The sequence below is a fragment of the Prodigiosinella confusarubida genome, assembly GCF_002847015.1.
GTDB lineage: Bacteria > Pseudomonadota > Gammaproteobacteria > Enterobacterales > Enterobacteriaceae > Prodigiosinella > Prodigiosinella aquatilis.
On the sequence record NZ_CP025085.1, the window covers coordinates 4,520,154 to 4,540,501 of the forward strand.

13 protein-coding genes are annotated in these 20,348 nt (G+C 52.3%); all 13 read right to left on the reverse strand.

Annotated features, from left to right (window positions below):
* Nucleotides 1–15: 15 nt before the first annotated feature.
* Nucleotides 16–1,095, reverse strand: coding sequence for a hypothetical protein (locus tag CWC46_RS20640; protein ID WP_021014651.1), 1,080 nt, complete (start codon nt 1,093–1,095; stop codon nt 16–18).
* A complete protein-coding gene (locus tag CWC46_RS20645; RefSeq protein ID WP_021014650.1) occupies nt 1,085–1,789 on the reverse strand; it encodes a 4'-phosphopantetheinyl transferase superfamily protein in 705 nt (234 codons plus the stop codon). Before CWC46_RS20645 ends, CWC46_RS20640 begins: the two co-directional genes overlap by 11 nt.
* A complete protein-coding gene (locus CWC46_RS20650) occupies nt 1,758–2,072 on the reverse strand; it encodes an REDY-like protein HapK (protein ID WP_021014649.1) in 315 nt (104 codons plus the stop codon). The genes CWC46_RS20645 and CWC46_RS20650 overlap by 32 nt, the downstream gene beginning before the upstream one ends.
* Nucleotides 2,073–2,085: 13 nt before the next feature.
* Nucleotides 2,086–4,398, reverse strand: a complete 2,313-nt coding sequence (gene pigJ / locus CWC46_RS20655) for a prodigiosin MBC biosynthesis protein PigJ (protein WP_021014648.1) — start codon at nt 4,396–4,398, stop codon at nt 2,086–2,088.
* Nucleotides 4,395–5,870: an AMP-binding protein gene (locus CWC46_RS20660; RefSeq protein WP_021014647.1), complete on the reverse strand. Its 1,476-nt coding sequence runs from the start codon at nt 5,868–5,870 to the stop codon at nt 4,395–4,397. Before CWC46_RS20660 ends, pigJ begins: the two co-directional genes overlap by 4 nt.
* A 3-nt stretch (nt 5,871–5,873) precedes the next feature.
* Nucleotides 5,874–7,835, reverse strand: a complete 1,962-nt coding sequence (locus tag CWC46_RS20665) for an aminotransferase class I/II-fold pyridoxal phosphate-dependent enzyme (protein WP_021014646.1) — start codon at nt 7,833–7,835, stop codon at nt 5,874–5,876.
* Entirely contained in the window at nt 7,832–8,095 is a 264-nt protein-coding gene (locus CWC46_RS20670) for an acyl carrier protein (protein ID WP_021014645.1), read from the reverse strand. Before CWC46_RS20670 ends, CWC46_RS20665 begins: the two co-directional genes overlap by 4 nt.
* Nucleotides 8,089–9,135 carry a methyltransferase gene (locus CWC46_RS20675; protein WP_021014644.1) on the reverse strand — a complete coding sequence of 349 codons (1,047 nt, stop codon included), beginning with the start codon at nt 9,133–9,135 and terminating at the stop codon, nt 8,089–8,091. Before CWC46_RS20675 ends, CWC46_RS20670 begins: the two co-directional genes overlap by 7 nt.
* Nucleotides 9,136–9,145: 10 nt before the next feature.
* Entirely contained in the window at nt 9,146–11,707 is a 2,562-nt protein-coding gene (gene pigE / locus CWC46_RS20680) for a prodigiosin MAP biosynthesis aminotransferase PigE (protein WP_021014643.1), read from the reverse strand.
* Nucleotides 11,704–14,304 carry a prodigiosin MAP biosynthesis protein PigD gene (gene pigD / locus CWC46_RS20685; RefSeq protein ID WP_021014642.1) on the reverse strand — a complete coding sequence of 867 codons (2,601 nt, stop codon included), beginning with the start codon at nt 14,302–14,304 and terminating at the stop codon, nt 11,704–11,706. The genes pigE and pigD overlap by 4 nt, the downstream gene beginning before the upstream one ends.
* Nucleotides 14,305–14,466: 162 nt before the next feature.
* Entirely contained in the window at nt 14,467–17,139 is a 2,673-nt protein-coding gene (gene pigC, locus CWC46_RS20690) for a prodigiosin ligase PigC (RefSeq protein ID WP_021014641.1), read from the reverse strand.
* On the reverse strand, nt 17,136–19,148 hold the full coding sequence (pigB, locus tag CWC46_RS20695; protein WP_021014640.1) for a prodigiosin MAP biosynthesis oxidoreductase PigB: 2,013 nt from the start codon (nt 19,146–19,148) through the stop codon (nt 17,136–17,138). Before pigB ends, pigC begins: the two co-directional genes overlap by 4 nt.
* A complete protein-coding gene (gene pigA / locus CWC46_RS20700) occupies nt 19,145–20,305 on the reverse strand; it encodes a prodigiosin MBC biosynthesis dehydrogenase PigA (protein WP_021014639.1) in 1,161 nt (386 codons plus the stop codon). Before pigA ends, pigB begins: the two co-directional genes overlap by 4 nt.
* Nucleotides 20,306–20,348 lie beyond the last annotated feature (43 nt).

Below are 20,348 nucleotides of genomic sequence, written 5' to 3' on the forward strand. Positions count from 1 at the left end.
CGATTCCTTATCCGGTTAGGGTTGTTTTACATCAGCCCCGTTTTCAGGGGAGAAACTATGCTGTGTTGTGGTTAAAATACGCTGCCAGGCGCGTCTTGGAGTGGGTATTCCCGACTGACGGTGCTGGCCAAAACGCGCAAAAAAAACCGGTAAGCCGGTAAGCCGGACAGTGTCAGCCAAAGCGCACCGCGCAGTGGCGTGCTGCACCAGCACACTGAGCGGATGCAAGCTCCACCCCCACGACTGTAACATCAGCCACAGTTGGCCAAGCTTCATTCCGGCGATAAACAGATTTTCGTCGCTCTCATGTTCAAGACTCAACGCCAGGTATTGCGGGCCTTCCACCACCAGTTCGGCTAGCCCTTTCGCCATGGAAGCAGGCAATCGCAATCGTTTTGCCAGCCAGCTTAGCCTGGGGTGAAACGCAATCCGGAAAAACCACCTAAATCCGCATGATACCGGCCCAAACAAATGATGCAGATAAAACCCATCTTCGGCGGCCTGCTGCTCATTGAACCGAATATAGTGATAGGTTTCCCGCCAGGCCTGTTGATCGGCAAAATCAAGCGATGCATAGTTTGCCGTGAGAAAAGCGACGTCATGACGCGTTGCTTCGCCATATTTGATGTCGCAGGTCACCGGTGAACGGTCAAATAACGCGTATAGTTGTGCCTGTTGTTGTTCATTCACCTGTGTCGGCTGATAGGCCGTTCTGACCGTATGCCGATCGCTGATCCTTTGCACCCATTGCTGATAAGCCACCAGATCAGCGACACATGGCGCACTCGGCGCAAACGATATCAACATACCGCTCGAGCCGTTCTGCCGCGCCCCCACCCACTGCCAGTCAAGCGGATAGCCTGAATGCTTGAGCAACGTACTCAAGTATTCAAAGAAGATCCCACAACTCATCAGCATCTCGCGCTCCAGCGAGGGTAATCCCTTGAGGGCGCGCTGCCGATCAATCGAGACTTCACCACATCGGGTAGCCGCATCGTAGTGAACAGACCAAGGCTGGCAATTATGTGATGATGGCGCTAACCGTGCGATATTAATGGCGTTTTGCAATGCTTGTTCAAATGTGTCATTCACCATGATGAGATTCCCCTTGTCGCTCAATAGACCCACCGGGAACCACCACAATATCCGTGTCAGTCATCAATGATCCCTGTAGCGGAAAACACAGTGCGCATACCCAATCCAGGCTATACCACAACCAAAACTGCCGGCACTCCAGTTGGTCAGGATGCGATACCAACGCATTATGCCAATCGATCCGGATATCGCTGAGCCGATAGGGAAGTCCACAACCATGACTTTTTAAAAATGCTTCCCGAATGGCCCAGGCCGCACACGCCTGAACCCGGCCCCAATGCTGTTCACCGGCAGCAAAGGCGTAACGCCACGCCGTTGTACCAAAAGTGCGATACTGCTGAAGGTCGATTCCCACCGCAGTGTCGCTGGTCGCCCCGGCATACCATGAATGCGAATGGCTGATCGACACCGCATATTCGCCCAACAGGGGATGTTCACCCACCGGCTGACCACTCGGCCGATGAGTCAGTGTAAAACCCGCCATCTGAGAGGCGCCATCCCCGGTTTGCCAAACCCGATTCAACAGCGCTACCGCCAGTTCACGTGCCCGCTGTTTCACCATCCGTTGTTGTAGGGCAACCCCTATCGTGTGGCATTCGGCAACCGAAATGGTAATACCTCGATGATGATGCCCGTGCTTAACCCATGGCGGCACGCCGTCTTTATGATGGATAACCATCGGCGATCCGCTCACCCGCTATCTCCTCAACCACCTCAGCCAGTTGATCAAACTGGCTCACCAGTCTTTGAAAAAGCGGGGTTTGCATCTCTTGTGCAAAGGCGTCCATCGAGCTTATGTGAATAATCTCAATAAAGTGAAATGGCGCTTCCGCCACCTGACTGACCTCAACCACTTCAAAGGCCAATACGGCGTCAAGGCTCTCGCAAGCGCAATAATCCGTGGTTTCAACCCAATGACGAAATGCCGAACGCTGAGTAATATCTTTCAGGCGAATTTTATGGACGATAACCTTCATCTACACTTCCTTTTTAAGACGATTGTCTGATGACAAGGTGATAGTTAATACCGCCAGTGCCAAAGGCGTTGATCGCCGCCTTGCGCTGACCATCCTCAGACAGCCGCCAGGGTATGGCCTGTTGTGGCACCTCCGCCGGGATATCGCCCAAGGGTAAATCAACATTGAGTTCAGACACTGGCGTGGGGGGGATCCGCTCATGTTCGAATGCGCTCAACACTTTACACAAACTGAGCGCACCAGCACCGGCGAAACAGTGACCAAAGTTGTACTTCGCCGACCCGATATACAGCGGTGAATGCTTGTCACGGTGATAACTGTACTTCAGTGACATCACTTCCGATCGATCCCCAAGTTCAGTGCCTGTACCGTGTGCTTCAAGGTATTGCACCGTTTGAGCATCAATGGCGGTCAGACTCAGGGTTTTCTTGATAGCCAGCGCCTGTCCCAGTGGATCTGGCGCCGTCATGGAATAGCTATCGCAAGAACCCGATATCGCTTCAATGGTGGCAATCGCCCGAGGTACAGGGTGATGGGTCAGCATAACAAAACCACCACCATCTCCCGGCGTAAACCCGTCAGCGCCTTGTGAAAACGGGCGAATGCGCGAGACCGAAAGCATCATTTGCGCGCTGCACAGCACCAGATCCCGCTCTAATGTCGCCGTTTCGATGCCGCCAACAATCACCGCGTCATAACGTCCCGCTTGCAGTGCCCTGACCGCATCATGCACTGCGGCCAGCGAACTGGCACAAGCGGCTTCCACCGCATAGCAATCAGCGCTAATGCCAAAATATTGCGCCAAAAGCTGTGCTGTCCCGATGCCGCAGGCACCGTACCAACTCCAGTGGTTAATCGAAGGCAGCTCAGGCAGAGGGATTGCTCCTTCTGAACCCGGCAGGCCGGACCATAATGCCCTCATAGCCTGTAACCGATCCGCGCTTAACGATAAATTACTGGCAATGATGATCGCCACACGCTCGAATTGGCGGATTTTTTCAGACCAGGAATGGCAGCTATTCAGCGCATACAATTGCGTCACATCCAGACGCTGTTTTTTGGCCGGCATCATCGGTTTTTTCAGCGCCACGTCACTGGGTGAATGCGCAGGGAAACTCATCGTACGATGAATATAGGTACTGAGTTTTTGTTGGGTGGTGCGCACAAACGCCTCAGCATTAAGCTGCGCCGCACTATGCTCCCGCAGCGCATCTTCCCCCTGCTCCAGCGTCTGCCAAAACTGCGTTTTGTCCAATCCCTGACCGGTAATCGGCTGATAGTCGACAATCGCGACACGGTCATCCACGGCGGGAGTCAATGACTGCGTTTGCGCCACGTTGACCTGCCAACGCCCGCCAGTAAAGGACCGGCCTTCACAACGCTGATGCTGACGCAGCACCATCTCAACGATCTGGCAAAAAACCTGGTTGGCTCCGGCAAAGTATAACGCGGCCGGATGGTCTGCCTCAGGTTGCGGTGACCCATCATGGGTGGTCACAATATCCCCGAGTTGGGTCAGCACTGGCCACCCTTGCTCATGCGCCACCGCGAGGGGACACACCACCAGGCTGATCGCCCCTTCCAGCCAACAGGCATCCTGCGATACCCCTTGTTCGAGCAGCATGTACGCCTGGGGACGATGGTGAAAGCATTGAACAGAAGTCAACACCGCCATCTGGCTATCATGATAGCGAAAGCAGTCCTGAGCCAGTTGCAATAAACGTAGCCCGCCCTTGTCAGCACCGTCGAGGGTCTGACATTTACCGCGCGTATGAGCAAAGTGAGCGATTCGCGCAGGAATGCTGGAGGCCATTTCCCCCACCCGATCATGAGATGAACACCCAAGCGACTCCGCCAGCGGTTGTTTATAGTCGTCAAGCCGACGCCTCACCTCCGCCGCCGGGCAACCTTGCGCCTGAAGTTTTTCGGCTAATGCCCGTAACGCGCCCACTTTCGTCGCATTGCGGTAGGCGGCATCACTGCCCAGGTGAATGGCACAAAACTGATCGCAGCAGTCACGCAGTGATTCCGGCAACACCAGCCCGGCCAGAGCATCTTCGGCAGCCCGCAGTGCCAAACGGGTTTCCCGGCTAACGGCTTTCCTGAATAAAGGCGGAATAGAAAACTTTTTAAAATCAAACCCGGAATCATCCATCTGCCGACCTTGAATTGGTCGGGATGTCTCGCTCCACGCCAGCGGTGACGCCGACTGAAACACCGTTTCCCAATCCGCAATAGTGTCTAGCGCCCGAAAATGGTCAACACCGGGCAACACGCACCCCATGCTGACCACCGCCAGTGGTGCGATGTGTTTATCATTACTCATACCGCAACCACCCCGGCTAACTGCTTACGATCAACCTTGCCATTGGCGTTAACCGGCAAACTCTCGGTGATCACCAGCTTATTGGGGATCATATAAGAGGGAAGTTTCTGTTGCAGGAACTGTTTTAGTTCCAGCAGACCCGGCGGCACTGCGCCAGTCTGTAGACTGATCACCATGATTAACGTCTGCCGGAGATCCCCAAGTTCGACACATAGCGCCGCCCGATCAATCGCCGGATGCTGATGAAGTACCGATTCAATCTCGCCTAACTCCACTCGATAACCATTGATTTTGACCATATCATCAATACGGCCACGGAATACCAGACCCTCTGGCGTCATCTCTACCCAGTCCCCGGTGGCATGGCATTGATGTGGATGCAAAGCGGCCTGCCGGGGAACGACCACATTGCTGTAGCCCGGCGTCACACACGGCCCGCTGATCAGCAACTCGCCGCTTAAGCGCAGTTGTGCCGTCAGCGGATGTCGGTCACCATTTTCATCTTCGAGCTGTGCCGTCAGTCCTTCAAGGGGAAGTCCAATCGGCACCTGTTTCAACATAGCCAGTCGCGCCCGATCAATCGCATAGGCCACGCAGACATTGGTTTCTGTGGGGCCATACCAGTTACTGACCCGGCATGGCTGAGGCAAACAAGGCAAGAGCCGTTTTAACGCAGTGACCGGATAGGGCTCGCCAGCGAAAATGACTTGCCGCAGAGATTGGCCGAGCGTCGGGTTCAACAGTGTACTTTTTTCCAGCATGGCTAAAATGGAAGGCACGCTGTACCACACCGACACCGCATGTCTTTGCAGCCCCTGTGCCAACGCGGCGCAATCTTTCTGTTCGCTTTCGCGAATAATCCAGGTGGCAGCACCGACATAAGCACTGGCAAACAGGTCAAAGGTACTTAAATCAAACGCAAAACTGGCGTGATTGGACAGCACATCCCGCGCTGTCAGTTGCGTATCCCGCACCGCCCACTGGATAAAAAAGCCCAGCATTTCGTGGCTGATTTGCACCCCTTTCGGGGTGCCTGTCGAGCCGGAGGTATATAAAATGGCAGCGATGGGATTGTGGTACACCATACGCCCAACTGGTTGCTCCGCATCGAAAGAGGGTTGGCTATCGAGTGTGGCTAACCACGCTGTATCAATAATCAACGCCGGGGCGGCAGCGGCAATAATGCGTTCAATACGTGATGACGGCTGACTATAGTCAATAGGAATGTAGTGGTTACCACTTAGCCAGGTGGCATATATCGCCGCAACCGCATCCAGACTTTTCGGCAGATTAAGCAAAATGGCCTGACCCGATAATCCGGCCTGTCGCAGGGCCGAGGCCATAACGTGAGCACGAGTGACCAATTGCCGATAATTCCAGTGTTGATCACCACACAACAAGGCTGTCTGTTCTGGCGTTCGCTGGGCGTGCCTGATGAGACTGTCGATAATCACGGGAGTGGATATTGTCATCGGTTAAGCCTCCGCGACACTCGCGTTCTCTTCCTGATGAGCGGATGCATTAACCGGCACACCGACTTCCAGAGCCGATGCCACCAGGATCGCATACGCTTCGTCCAAATCTTCCCGAGTGTGTTCAGAGGTGATGCTAATGCGTAACCGCGCATCCCCTACGCTGACACCAGGGAAGACGACCGTTTGGCAAAACATTCCCCGCGCCCGAACCGCTCGACCAAAGAAGAGCGTCTTGGCATCATCGCCGACCACAATCGGAATAATGGCCGAATCAGAGTTCTCAAGATCAAAACCGGCATTGAGTAATCGGGTGCGGAAGTAGTAAATATTGTCCCACAGTTTGGCTAAACGCTCGGGTTCACGCAGCATCACATCAATTGAGGCGATCACTCCCGCCGCCACGGGTGCCGGAATGGTGGCGGCAAAGACATAGGAGTTGGAATAAAAGCGCAAATACTCAACCACGTCGCCATCACCACAGACATAGCCTCCCAGACCGGACAGCGCTTTACTCATGGTTCCCAGTTCCAGATCCACCTGACCTTTCATATTGAAGTGTTCCGATGTCCCCGCCCCGGTTTTCCCTAAAACGCCAGTGGAGTGCGCATCATCCACCAACACGCGTGCGCCGTAACGCTCGGCCAGCTTCATCAACCTGGGCAGGTCGACAATGTCGCCATGCATACTGAACACCCCATCGGTCACAATCAGTTTACCGCCAGGATGATCAGCATATTTGGCCAGGGATTTTTCCAGACTGGTCAAGGAGTGATTGTAGATCTTGCGCTGCGCGCCAGCCAGCTTACAGCCATCCTGAATACTCATGTGATTGATGGCATCGGTAAACACCAAATCGTGTCTGCTGGTCAGCGCCGAGATGCACCCCAGGTTGGCTGAGTAACCGGAAGGATACACAATGCAATCATCACGACCTTTAAGTTTGGCCAGTTTGCGCTCCAGCTCTAAATGCAGCACATTACTGCCAGCGATAATACGACAGCCGGTATTGGTGGCCCCATATAAGCTGGCCGCATCCTGGATGGCATGAATGATTTCCGGATGATTCGACAACCCCAGGTAGCTGTTGGAGCCAAACATTAAAAACTCACGGTGTTGACCGGTTGCTTCATCAAACATAACGGCCCGGTTTTTACACGGCGTCTCCAGCGGCATGCCATAGAAATAGAGCTGCCGTTTCTTTTTATCCTGATAAAAGAGGTGGAATTCCCGCGCCTTGTGGAAAATATCCGGATGTTCTATTCCCACAAAATCACGCATGGTGCGTGGATCGCCGATCTCGGCATTGATCGCGACGGGTGTCGCTGTTGGCGGAGTCACCTCCGCCGTCGTGTCGGCATCATGGTCAATGGCGGAGTCGGATTGCCCTCTCCCACGTTGTTCAAACCAATCCTGACCTTTTTCTTGCACCAGACGCGCCGCTAAACACTGCTTCAACGCTGACAGCGTGTTGCAGTTCGCGATGATGGTTTCGCTATTTAATTGCAGCGTATTGAATAGTTCACCCTGAGCGGACGCCACCGACACCGAGTCGATCCCCAGATCACTTTCGATTTCAGCATCCAGCGCCAGCGCATTAACATCATAGCCACTATGGCTGGCAAAGATCTGACGGACAAGATTACCAAGCCAAAGGTCAGCGTCCCCGGAGAGAGCAATTGCTGCCGGCTCGACCTTTTCCGACAATTGAAACTCGCGTTGCAAAATGCCGTCAAGCGCGTCCTTGATGGTGTTTATATCCTGAATCAACAATGGCGTATTAAGCTGAAACTGTCTGCTCAGCGAGACGGCAATCTCTGCCAACGCGATGGAATCCACCCCCAGATCATTTTCCAAATGGCTGGTTAACGATAGCTCTGACACGTTGTATCCGGTCAATTGCGCGAAGGTGTGCAATACAGATTGTTTCAGGGTTTCATAGGTCTCGGTCGTTACATCGTTCATGCCGCACCTCCCTGCTCCGGATGCGCCTTCAGCCGTTGCACCAGCGCAACCATACTCTGCACGGTGGCGAAATTTGCCGGGTGAATCTCTTGCATGCCAATCGAGACCTTGCTCTCTTGCCTTAAAAAATCCACCAGATCAAAAATTGCAGCCGAGTCAACTATATTCAGCTCAAACAAGGGTGTTTGGCTATCCAGGCCATCCTTTTCACCATCCAAAAACTGAGTAGCAATATGGTTTATCAATTTACTTTCTAACATTGTGAACTCCCGTTGTTATGCGTTGTTTTCTCGCCGACTATCAGTGTACGAGGACCGGATATATCCATGATCCGGGCATTGCTGAATCCTGCCTGATGAAACCGGGACAAATACTCCTGAGGACTGCTTTCGATACCGCCATCGGTGGATACCAGCATGTTCAGCGATAACAGTGCGGTAAACTCAGGGCCTGACTTATCCGCATTCAGCGGCGTTTCAGAGGCGATAAACCGACCACCGACCGGCATCGCATCATAGATATTTTTCAAGATGATCAATTGCGTTTCAGGAGCGTAGTCATGCAGCATCCATCCCAGGTGGATCAGGTCATAATCGCCAATCGGCAAATCACCGCTAATCACATCCCCCTCAAGCACCTGGATCCGCTGCCCATAACCTTGCTGAACCAACTTGTCACGCAAAAACGTCGACGTTTGGGGCAGCTCGCAAATCGCCAGATTCACGCCCGAATAGGCATTGGCTACTGCGATAGGCAAGCTCCCAATTCCACTGCCAATATCTAAAAATGCCTGATGCTGCGAGAAGTCATAATCCTGAATAAACCCGTCGATGAAGGGGGCGGCAAACTTCCCCAGAAACTCCTGGAAATCAGTCACGTCATCCGGGTTTTGGTACAAAATATCGAACCAGCTTCGATCATCGCCGAAGACGGTCTGGCGCTGGTGGGTATCGTTTTCAACAGCCGCTTTCAACTCTCCCCATAGCGGGTATAGAAAAGTGTCGATATGACGGCCCAGCCATCCCAGCCACTGTGGTTCATCGCTGACCAAAAACGCCCGGTGTTCCTGCGGCAAATGATAAAGACCGTCCTGTTTTTCAAGATATCCCATCGCCTGCAAGGCAATGAGTAACTGCTCGCTCGAACGCAAAGGACAGTTGAGTAATGCGGCCATCTGTTTAGCGTTGCGATCCTGATCACGCAGGTGATCAAACAACTTTAATGACAGCGCCGTGATCAGCGTTTTGGACTGAAAAAAGCCCATCATCTGGTTGACTGCGTCTTGCTTGGTTAATGTCATTTCAGCGTCCTTACTCTAAAAATGTTGATAGCTCATCGCACACCGTGGCAAACGCACTGACAAAACGATCGATCTCAGCCTTGCTGATGGTCAGTGGCGGTTGAATTCGAATAACGGTTGAGCTGTTGGCGGTAATAAAGGTCAGAATGTTGTGATCCTGACAAAGCTTGGTCACAAATTTCATGCAGAACATTTCACCCAGTGATTGTTCCATACGCTCCATCGCCGCCTTTAAGTGGGCTTGTACCGGATCAGGCAGGAATTTCCATGTCGTGTGCCAGTCACCGGGCAGTCGGGTGGCAAACTCCCGGGCCGAAGCACCTACGGCACCAGCGAAGGTTTGATCGAACTGGATCCCTAACATCAAGCCGCGTCCGCGTATTTCCGCCACAAAGGGGTATCGGGCAGCGACATCGGTAAGCGCCTGCTTAAAGTACGTGCCTAGTCGCTCGGCGTTCCCGACCAGATCCTGAGCCAGAATTTCTCTTAACGCACTGAGCGCCACTACCGCCGCGATATTCCCGCCGCCAAAGGTCGAGCTGTGCATCAAAAAGCGGTCTGCGGTGCCATAGGCCCGTTGCCAAATATCGGCCCGACATAGCGTGGCGCCAATAGGCATTACCCCGCCGGACAGTGATTTCGATAGCATCAGTACATCCGGCTCGATCCCTTCCCACTCACAGGCAAAGAGCTTCCCGGTGCGCCCCAACCCGGTTTGCACTTCGTCAACCATCAGTAAGGTATCGGTTTGACGGCAGATCTCCTGAACGGTTCGCAGGTATCCAGGCGGAGGAACATGGACCCCGCCTTCACCCTGAATCGGTTCGATCATCAACGCGCCGATGTCATCACGGCTTAAGGTCTGCCGCAGTGCCTCAATATCAGCAAACGGTACTTCAATCATCGACGCCAGCAGTGGCTTAAAATGACGGCGGTGTTTTTCTCGTCCGGTAATGGATAACGCGCCCAGCGTTTTGCCATGGTAGCTATTTTTCAGATACGCAATGCCGGCTTTGCCCGTCGACGCTTTGGCCAGCTTCATTGCCGCCTCGACCGCCTCCGTCCCTGAATTACTGAAGAACACCCTCCCCATATTGCCAGGGGCGAAATGGCAGAGCACTTCGGCCAACTTGGCAGCTTGCTCGGGGATCGAAATATACTGAATAAAATTGGGCCCCTGAGCATCGAGATAGGCTTTTAAAGCATCGATGATCGGTTGCGGATTGTGACCCAGATTGATGCAACCATAACCGGCCACCATATCCAGAAAGGCTTCGCCGTCAGCGGTAAACAGCTGAGTACCCGAGGCCCGCCGGAATACATTGTCACAGTGTTGCAGTTTGAGAAATTCCACCATCATCGGGTTAATGAACTGATGATAGCGATCCAGAGTGTCTTCTCTGGCGGGATCCTGAGCAATAATCGCGTCGATAAAGGCTAACTGCGACGCCGGCGGTTGTTCAGTATCAGGTTCATCGGAATAAATATCATGGTGATAGTAACGCTTGAGATTGATCACCCGTTGACGATCAATCCGCTCACCATAAGAGGCCAGTGGATAGACCAGGAAACCATGTTTTTCCGCAAGTTCCCCGATTTCAAGCACGTTATCCAGCGCCAGATAGCGGCCCAACGAGAAATTCTCCCGGCGATTTTCCAGTGCCAAAACAATGGTTTCCGCCATACAGCCATTCAATTGCTGTTTAATGGTGACGTTCAGTGACTCACCACCCAGTTTGACCGCATCGGTGGCCGTAACGCAGCCGCCGTCGATAATCAAAATGTCGTCCCGATCGGGACGCGTGTCAGAATTGATATCTCTGGGCAGTGCCACATCAATAAAGACCGAACCCGGTTGCAGTTTATACGGGTCAATCACGCCTCCGGCGGATGTTGCGGCGACAAACAGTTTACAACGCGGGTATAAATCCTCGGGATCACTGGTCAACGTGACGCGTGAGCGATATTGCTCCGGCAAATGGCTGAGCAATTCGTCTTCATCTTTATGGCCGGCCCGATGCAGCAAATGCAGGGAAAAACCCTGGGCGAGCAATAACCGGCTCAGCGCCAAACAGATGGAGCCCGGATAGCCGACAATCGCAACCGGCTCCTGCTCTGGCTGAATATCCAGCCAGGACTGAATCTGCATCAGCGCTTTGTAACCCGCATAGGTGGTTAACGAATTACCGGAGGTCACCGGAACCGGTGATTTCTCGGCGGTGGCTTCACCACGCCGCCCGACAATGGAGGTGAATCCTCCCAAACCGACCAGTTCAGCGCCATCCTCGACCAGTTCTTCGATACCCGACACCACACGATTGGCAATGCCGCGAGCATCAGCCAGCATCTCATCCGCGACCAGCGGCATGTATTTGATCACTCCCTCACAGGTAGCGCCGGTCGCTGAGGTAATTTTGGCAAAGTTCATGAAAGGGACCAGGTTTTCCCGGCGCCAAAGGTCTCGTTTGTACCCGCTATGCAACTCCGTCGAATTACGCTGTAATAAATCAATCATTTTGACATAGCGTTTTAAACCAACCGAGGTTGGATGAGCGATAAATCCAAACTTCATGATATAGCTTCCTTGTTTTGACCTTGGTCGAATGAAGTGCTTGTCGATTCGGGCTGGCGAGCCGCCCAGTCTTTACGCTCTTGCAGCGCTTCCCGGTCGCTGGGGTCGCGTTGCCAGCCTTTGGCTGTGGCTAACGAAATGCCATCCCCTTCATTGTTATGCCCCAGTACCACTGAAAACAGGTTCAGTCGTTTGGGGGTCATCAATGCATGACGAATGGTGTCCTCATCAAAATGAGTGAGTGTTTTACCCTGAATATGAAAATCATCCACCGTCTGTTCAAACGCGGGTTGATCAACGTTCACCAGGCGCATCTGCCGCGATGTGCGGTTAAACAAAATACGTTCCTGATAGGTGTTGATGACCGACAAGCCGCCATTGCAAAAATAGAAAATGGTGATGCTTTTATTGAGTAACTGCGGATGGGTGAGAATGTTGTCGATAAAGGCGGGTAAAATATCCGGCACAATCCCTTTGGCCCCGTCGCCGATAAACGCCACCACATGGGTGGGACTGGTATGCGCCAGATAGCTGGTGGCCAGTAATGCATCGCCCATCAAGGCCCGACCATACCAACCCGAGAAACCGCGCCGCGTCTTGGCAACATTGCGTACCGCTGAAATACCACAGCGCCCCACATCGTAAACCCCGGTAAAATCGAAATTTTCCGTCTTGATTAAATTCTCGATAACCCGATTCAATTGGCAAAAAAAGTAGTTCGCCGACATCGGCAGGCTGGGTAACTGGCTAACAACATCTGAAGGGGAATCCAGATAGGCAGCGATGAGCGCTTTGCGTTTCTCCCGTAGTGCCGCATCGACATGCAGATTGGCTTTCACCGCCCGGAGGAAAGTCAGGCAATCCATATGCAGTTTCAAATCGGCGTACGGCGATAAGTGTCGTTCATCGTGCGTGAGTTGTACCAAATGCACCTTGCGCTCGAGCCGACCATCAGAGAACGGCGTGGTGATCTGCGCCACACGGCTTTTGATCATAAACACACTTTGATCACTCATTGGATTGAGTTTGTCGTTGGTATGCAGGAAGTTGTAAACCCGGGGGCTATAACCATAAATGGCCAGGGTTCCCAAATAGTGGGGATTGCGCTTGCCCTGATAATATTTCGGTGCCGAACCCGGATGCGCTAACGAATCCACCAGCGCCAGGCCGGCAGCATCGGCAATTTCATGAACCAGGGCATACTCATCGTCACTGACCGGTCCTAACTGCCAAACCAGTTTTTCCGGCCCTTCATTAATCAGCGCCATGGCTTGCTCAAAACTGTCGCTTATCGGTGGGCAGTCATAGGCTGGCAAACCAGAAACCGGCGGCAAGTCACCCGGCACCGGCTCCAACGAGAGAGTCGATTCCAGTACATTTTGCGTCGCTAAAATAACTACCGGCCCCTGGGCCTGATGGTAGAGCCGAAACACTTCAGCCAGGCCATCAGCAATCCCGTCAACATCATCAATGTAGACATACGGAATGCGCTTGGCGGCCAGGACATCGCGCATATCTTCAGTCGGCGTCTGTGTGCCCTGGAAGCTATACCACTGATTATTACGATTCTCTGCGGCAACAATGATGCCCTGTGCTGCCGTCTCTTTCAGATTGATCAGCGTGCCTTTAAATTCATCCATCATGCCGGAGGTCACTACCCCCAGAAAAGGCATGCGATAAAGCTGCCAGTTCGCCATGGCGCCACAGGCAATGGCATGTTCGTTAGGGCCACGCAGAACTAACGCACCATGCGCTTCAGCATGTCTGTCCAGATAACCGATCAGATTAGAGATGATCGAACCGGTATAGTAAGACACCAACCAACGGCTGGCGGCAGTGCGCTCAAAGAACTGAATCAGTTGCTCGGCCAGGGTGTTATGAAGTGCCAACGCCCCAATCGGTTTGACACGGCGGTTGGTATAATTCATCTCAAAAAAGTCCATCCACAAACACAGCAGTTCGGTTTGGAAGATGGCGGGGTCTTCACTGCGGACAATTTCTCGATACTGCTGGGGTAGATAACGAAACGACGAACGGACATCACGAATAAAGGTTACTGTTGAGAAAGTGGTATAAAAAGCGGGGATCCCACCTCTCTGCATGGCGCTATAAAACGCGTCCAGATCCCGGTCAATTTTCTCAATGCTGTCGTCAACATTCCCCAACGAGGTTTGATCGTAAAACAACATTCCCATCTGAAATTCAGGCTGCTGTTCCAGAGCATGGGTATAAATAATTTTCCCCGTCGCTTCGGCAAGACTGGCACACTGGATGACTTGAATATTGAGCGCCTTGCTCTGATTTTTTAGAAAATGAATCGCTTTTTCGCGGGCTTCGGAATAAAGCGGGTCCGACGCTAATTCAGATAACTTCAGCGGAAGTTCCGATTGAATATGCACACGATTGAACACATAGTCGCGAATATCATTTAACACGCTGAGCCCGGTTTGAAAAAATGTGGGATTGCGCGTCACTACCACCACACCCACAGTGAGGGTATCGGGCTCCATCCCTGGACAGGGGGCTTGTTCTGCTTGCCAAGCCTGCTCATAAGAAGAGGAGCCTGCTTGTCTTGTTTGTCCTATCATGGTTGTCATGACCGAATCCTTATGCAGCCAAAATATAGTTATGACGTCGGCCAATCAGACAAATTTGGCACGACACAGCCCGTAACGACGTTGCCGTGGCTATGACCACTCGCACCGCCATCGTTGTATTGCATTCATTACAGTGATTTAAATCAGATCGTGACAGCCCGGTTAACCGTCATGGTTGCGCTCCTCTTGGTGTTGGATAATGACCGTCCCGCTATCTCCATCAAGGATCAACATGTCGCCACTATTGATAATCTGGGTGGCGGTTTTCAGGTTCACCACGGCGGGGATCCCAAACTCACGCGCGACAATACAACTGTGTGAAAGTGTGGAACCAATATCCGTGACAATACCGGCCGCCAGGGCAAATAACGGCGTCCAACTGGCATCGGTAAAACGAGCAACCAGAATTTCGTCTGGCTGGAACTCACCGGCCTGGACCTGCAAGTCAGTAATCACCCGCGCTTTGGCCACTACGTTGCCAGGACTGGCCGCCAGGCCAGTGAGTGACCGGATGGTTTTATCATCCTGCGTGGGTGCTTTCACTTTGGGGGTATAGGGACCGACAATCGCCATCGGCGGTTCTTCGGCATGTAAATTGAATAAATGTTGATGGCGATTCTGATCGAGCCGCGCTTTGGAAAACGCCTGTTCAGCTGGGATGGTCCCCGCCACATACGCACGGAACTGTTCAAAATCGACATAGGGCAGATCGGCACTACTGGCAATCCCCTGCGCGTCCAGACGCCGTAGAACTTCCAGCATGATGCAACGGTAGAACCAGGTTTCGGTGATAAACGTTGGCCGCGTCGCTTCACGACGTTCGGCCATCATGCCATACAGCTTGATGAGGGTTTTGAGCTTGAAACGGCCCGACCAGGACATCGCACTGAACAGTGCTTCACTATCCTGCTGACGCAGCAGTTCCGTTTCCCTGAGCTTCTTGTGCAAATCTACCGGGTGTTGCAAATACATCTTCATTACTTGCAATAAATAACTCGGGTCATCACGCCAACGCGGGATACTCAGATCAAACTCCTGGCGACCGCGAGAACCAAATTCAACCAGAAAATCTTCAAAATCACCCTGCCAGAAAGCACGGGATATGTCATGGACAGGTAGCAAGGTGACTAACTCATCGGCACGATGCTGTTCAAATAACGCTTTTAATTCAGTCTGTTGGTTAACTGTCGCAACCAATTTGATGATACCGAGCGTCACTTCGATCGTGCGCAGGTTATTCATTGACGCCTTGATGCGATTTTGCAGACCTTTACCATCCTTGATATGGCGTTCACAGGCTTGCGCCAGCGCATCGTAAAGGGCAAATGATTGCAGGAAAAAAGGCATATACGCCGCACAGCTATCGAGGAAAAAGCGGTCAATCCGTTGCAGCTCTTGGTCCAACTGCTGAAGCGTCATGGCGGTCAAATCAAGCCCCAGAAACCGTGTGGTTTCGTCCTGACGCAGGGCAATCATCTGCTCGACGGTCCTGGCGGCGCTGCGCATATTACGGACTTGCTGTTTTAGCCAGTACCAACAACTCTTGGCATAATCCCAGCCCTGCACGCCTGCACCATAGGGGTTTTTATAGTCCTTAAAATCGATCTCGTCCGTGGCATAGCGGGTGGTGAACTTCATTTCATTACGGGTCGGTGGACACTGCCTGAGCATATAGGCCGAACCGGAAATATTCAGATAAACATAGCCCTGGATATAGCCCATATAGATCTGCCAGTGACTAATATCGGCAAGCCCCATGGTCTTGATGGCCGGGCCATGAATGTGCTTTTGATAGAACTGACAAAATGACAACCCCAGTGGCGTCATCAGCCCCGTCACAATCTCTCCGGTATCCATCCGCGAGAAAAAAGCGCCCTCCTTCGCAGCCGGGTCGCTCTCCCACGGATTGGCGTAGATAACGTTAGCCGTTTTGGCCGATGTGGTTACCGGACGCGCCTGTAATAACCAGACTTTGTCATCTTTCACCGCCCATTCAATATCCAGTTCGGTGCTGTAGATAAGCTGGGCCTGTCTGGCCAGCGTGACCAACTGTTGCAACTGAGCCGGCGTCAGACTGGGGAGATCCCGTTTGGCCTCCGGGGTTTGCAACAGTGTCACCAGACCATGTTCGTCCCGCTGGCAGTAATTCGGTTTGTGGCGAATCTGCTGATCACATAGCTCACCGGTGGCTTTATCCAGCGTGAAACTATCTGTGGTGACTTGCCCGGAAACCACGCCTTCCCCCAGCCCCCAACAACTGTCAATCACCACCTTATCGGTGCTCCCTGACAGAGGATCCTGAGTAAACATCACTCCCGCTGCATCGGCATCAACCATCACTTGTAGAATCACGGCAATGGCACTGTGCGACGCAGATTCATGACGATATTGAGCCGCTCGCTCAGCCCAAAGCGACGCCCAACAAGCCTGAACCTTGTGCAACACTGCCTCTGAACCCTTCACATGCAGGTAAGTCTCGTACTGCCCGGCAAATGACTGACGTTGACCATCTTCATCCAATGCCGAAGAACGAACCGCAATGGTCGTGTCATGGCCCAGGTGTTGATAAGCATCACCGATAGCCTGCTTTAGCGAGTCGGGAATATCGGCATGCAGGATGGCGTCACGCACCGCAATCAGGTCGCCGTCAGTTAATTCCGCCCCCGGCACCACCTCTTCAATAAACTGTTGGTAGGCTTGTGCCGTCACACAAAATGCCGAAGGTACTGGCAGGCCCGCATGAATCAGGTTGTTGAGTGAATAACCCTTACCGCCCAAGTGGTGATGTTCAAGCGCCTTATCACCGGATATTTCAACAACCAGTGGTTGATTCATCCCGCCACCTCCACGACATTTTCCGTATCCATGAGTTGCGCTTTAACCGCGTTGGCTGCATCAATTCCCGACAGGATGGCACTCTCGATATTGCCGACACCGACACTGTCCTGATTAGCGAAATGAATATTTTCAAATGACTGACGGGCGGTTTCGAATACACCTTCAGCCTGTTGCCCCACTACCGACGTCACCAGCCCTGCGGGCCAATACCAGATCTGGATATCCTCAATAACCTCGGCACCAATCCCTATGTTGCGCAGAACCTTGGCAATTTCGGCATAGGTTTGCTGTTGTAGCGCTAAAAACGCATTCTGTGCGGTACGGTCTTGCCGCTCTGAGCGCGTCGTGGGTTTAAGCAATGTCAGCACGCCCACATCCACGTCAGCATGATCGTCCATCCAGTTGGCCACCAGGCAAGTCCCCGCTTTACACCAAGAGAACGGATCTTTATTGCTGTCCGGTTCGATCATATAGCCACCAAACGAATGACCCAGCACCGGTTTTGACAGGAATACATTCGCCAGATAGTAGTCTTCATGACGAATGTTCTTGATGGCCGCCAACTGTTTGGCCGGCAATCCCGGCAGCCATGTGGCAAGTTGCGTTTTAGGCGCGGCCCAAATGATCTGTTGAGCCTGCACTTGGCGGGGTTGACCATTGATCGTGAACTGGATGCATGTACCATTGTGCTGCGGCTCAACCGCTGTCAACTGGACATGGTTTTGCAACGTGACATTGCGCTGATGGCTTAGATACTTACACAACCCCGCACTGATACTGCCATTACCGCCAGGCAGGGTGACCAGGTTTCCGCGCAGATAGCCCACCAGAAAGTGCAAACCGACATAGGCAGAGACATCATGAATATCCAGACACTCAACCCGCAAGGTGGTGGATACTGCATTCTCAACCAGTTTACCCAGTCTGGCGGGTGGCCGCAGCTGTTCCGGTAACCGGCCAAGCTTATCCGGCTCAAACAAATAGGTGTAAAGGGAAATATTATCGAGCAACTCCATATGCGCTTTGCTCCAGGAACCGTTCGGTGTCCAGGGCAGGCGTGGATAAAAGTCGCCACGAGGAGAGAACTTATCCAGAAAGGTATAAAGATCGGCAAAGATCGGGTCACCAAGTTGTTTGGCCGCTACCACGTAGGGTTTACCAATTATCGCATGCAGAAAAAGCTGGCTGGTCAGCCCCCAGACCGAGAGTTTGAGCAGATAACGTGGTTGCTTAATAAAGCCGACCACAATTTCACCTAAGCATTTGAGCAATAAAAAGGTATCAAAAAAGACCAGCGTGTCCTTTTCGTTGGACTTGTATTTTCCCTCCAGACCAATCTTTTTCAGTAAGCGCAGCATATTCGAACCGGGAAACGGTTCTTGAAAACAAACACCGGCGGTGGGATGCTTTAACCGGTTAAAGGTGTGGTAGCGGGCATTCCCCCCGAAAGTGGAGCTTTTTTCAAGCACCAACACCCGTTCATGAGTAAATTCACTGGCCGCCGTCAGTCCGGAGGCACCACCGCCGATAATCACGACATCATACTCATCACCCAAGGGAGCAGAAAACGATGATTCAGAAGAGGGTGTGGGCAGCGAAAAAGACGTGGTCGGGAAGGTTCTCGGCTTAGGCTTACGGTGATACTGACCGCGCAGCATGTAAAGCGCGGCCAGCGCAAATACGCCATCCAGCAACATGACCTGGGGCTGGGACTGATGCAAAATCACCACAAAGACAGCCATCATCAAAAGCTGGGCGTAGATCACCAGCGTCGTCCAGAGTGGGTTGAGCATTAATATCACTCCCGACCCAAACAGCACCACTCCCACCAGGATATTGATCACATCACCATGTGCGCCCAGCCAGATACTCGCCGCCGCGTACCAGGTTCCCTGGTTGGCAATTGCCGCCTGCCGAAGAACAGCGGGAACATTCTCAAACTGCGGGAAAGCTTTCGCCAAACCGGCAAGCATATAGAGGATGCCGAAGAGCCGTTGAATAATCATGATGATGTTCCCCTTAAACCGAGTTTACGGGCAATAATCTCTTTCTGGATATCATTGGTACCGGAGAAAATTCGACTCGGGATCATATTCAAAAGATGGCGAACCAGGCCGAGTTCCTGATCCATCGCTGCTCCGCCAAAAGTTTGAATGGCATCCAGACCGGATTGAACCGCGTACTCGGAAATCAGCAGTTTACTCATGGCGATATCGGCTTCGGCATCCTGACCCTGATCATGTTTCCAACAGGCGCGATAGAGCATCAACCGACACTGCTCCAGGCGCAGTTTCATATCGATAATTCGATTAGAGACAGATTGGAACTGACCGATCGCCTTACCAAATTGCTGGCGCGCTTTGGCATACTCTAGGGTCGTTTCTAAAAGGCGCGCCAATCCCCCCACAAACAGGGCCGACAAACAGCCTTTTTCCCAAATCATTGAATCATGGAAAATAGCCCCGCCCGCACCTTCCATCCCGATACGCTGTGATTGAGGAATAAAAATGTCGTTGAAAACGATCTCACTCCAGGGGCAATTAGAAAGACAATCTTTCGGGATCACCTCCCCTACGTTCAGGCCCGGCGTGCCTTTCTCGATAAGAAAGGCCGACACGCCCAGGAACCCGTGATCAGGATTTGTTTTCGCATAGATGATAAATACATCGGCAATCGGCGCATTGGTAATAAAAATCTTTTTCCCATTAAGAATATATCCCCCCTCGCAGGGTTGGGCTGTCGCCTGCATATTGTAAATATCGGAACCTGCATCAGGTTCGGTGGCCGCATTCGCTGCAATTAATTTCCCGGTCACTAACGATTCAAGATATTTATCTTTCAATTCACTTGAACCAAAACGATAGAGAGGAATAACACAAGCGCATAAATGGGCGCATAATGAAAACGATAATCCAATATCACGGCTTCCTTTTCCCAGGGCCTCGATCATCAATGCAGTATCAAGCGCCCCCAGCTCCGAGCCGCCAAATTGGTGAGAAACCGGACCATGTGCAAATCCATAAGCAGCGGCCTTTTTCCATAATTCAGTACTTAAAATCTTCTGTGATATTCGCGTTTGTGCATCTTGATCTAATACATCGCAAGCAAATCTATACGCTGACTCATAAATATCTGACTGACTATTTGACAGGTTAAAATCCATAAAACACTCCATTGCTTCCATTGCTACAACGGTTAATTGACTT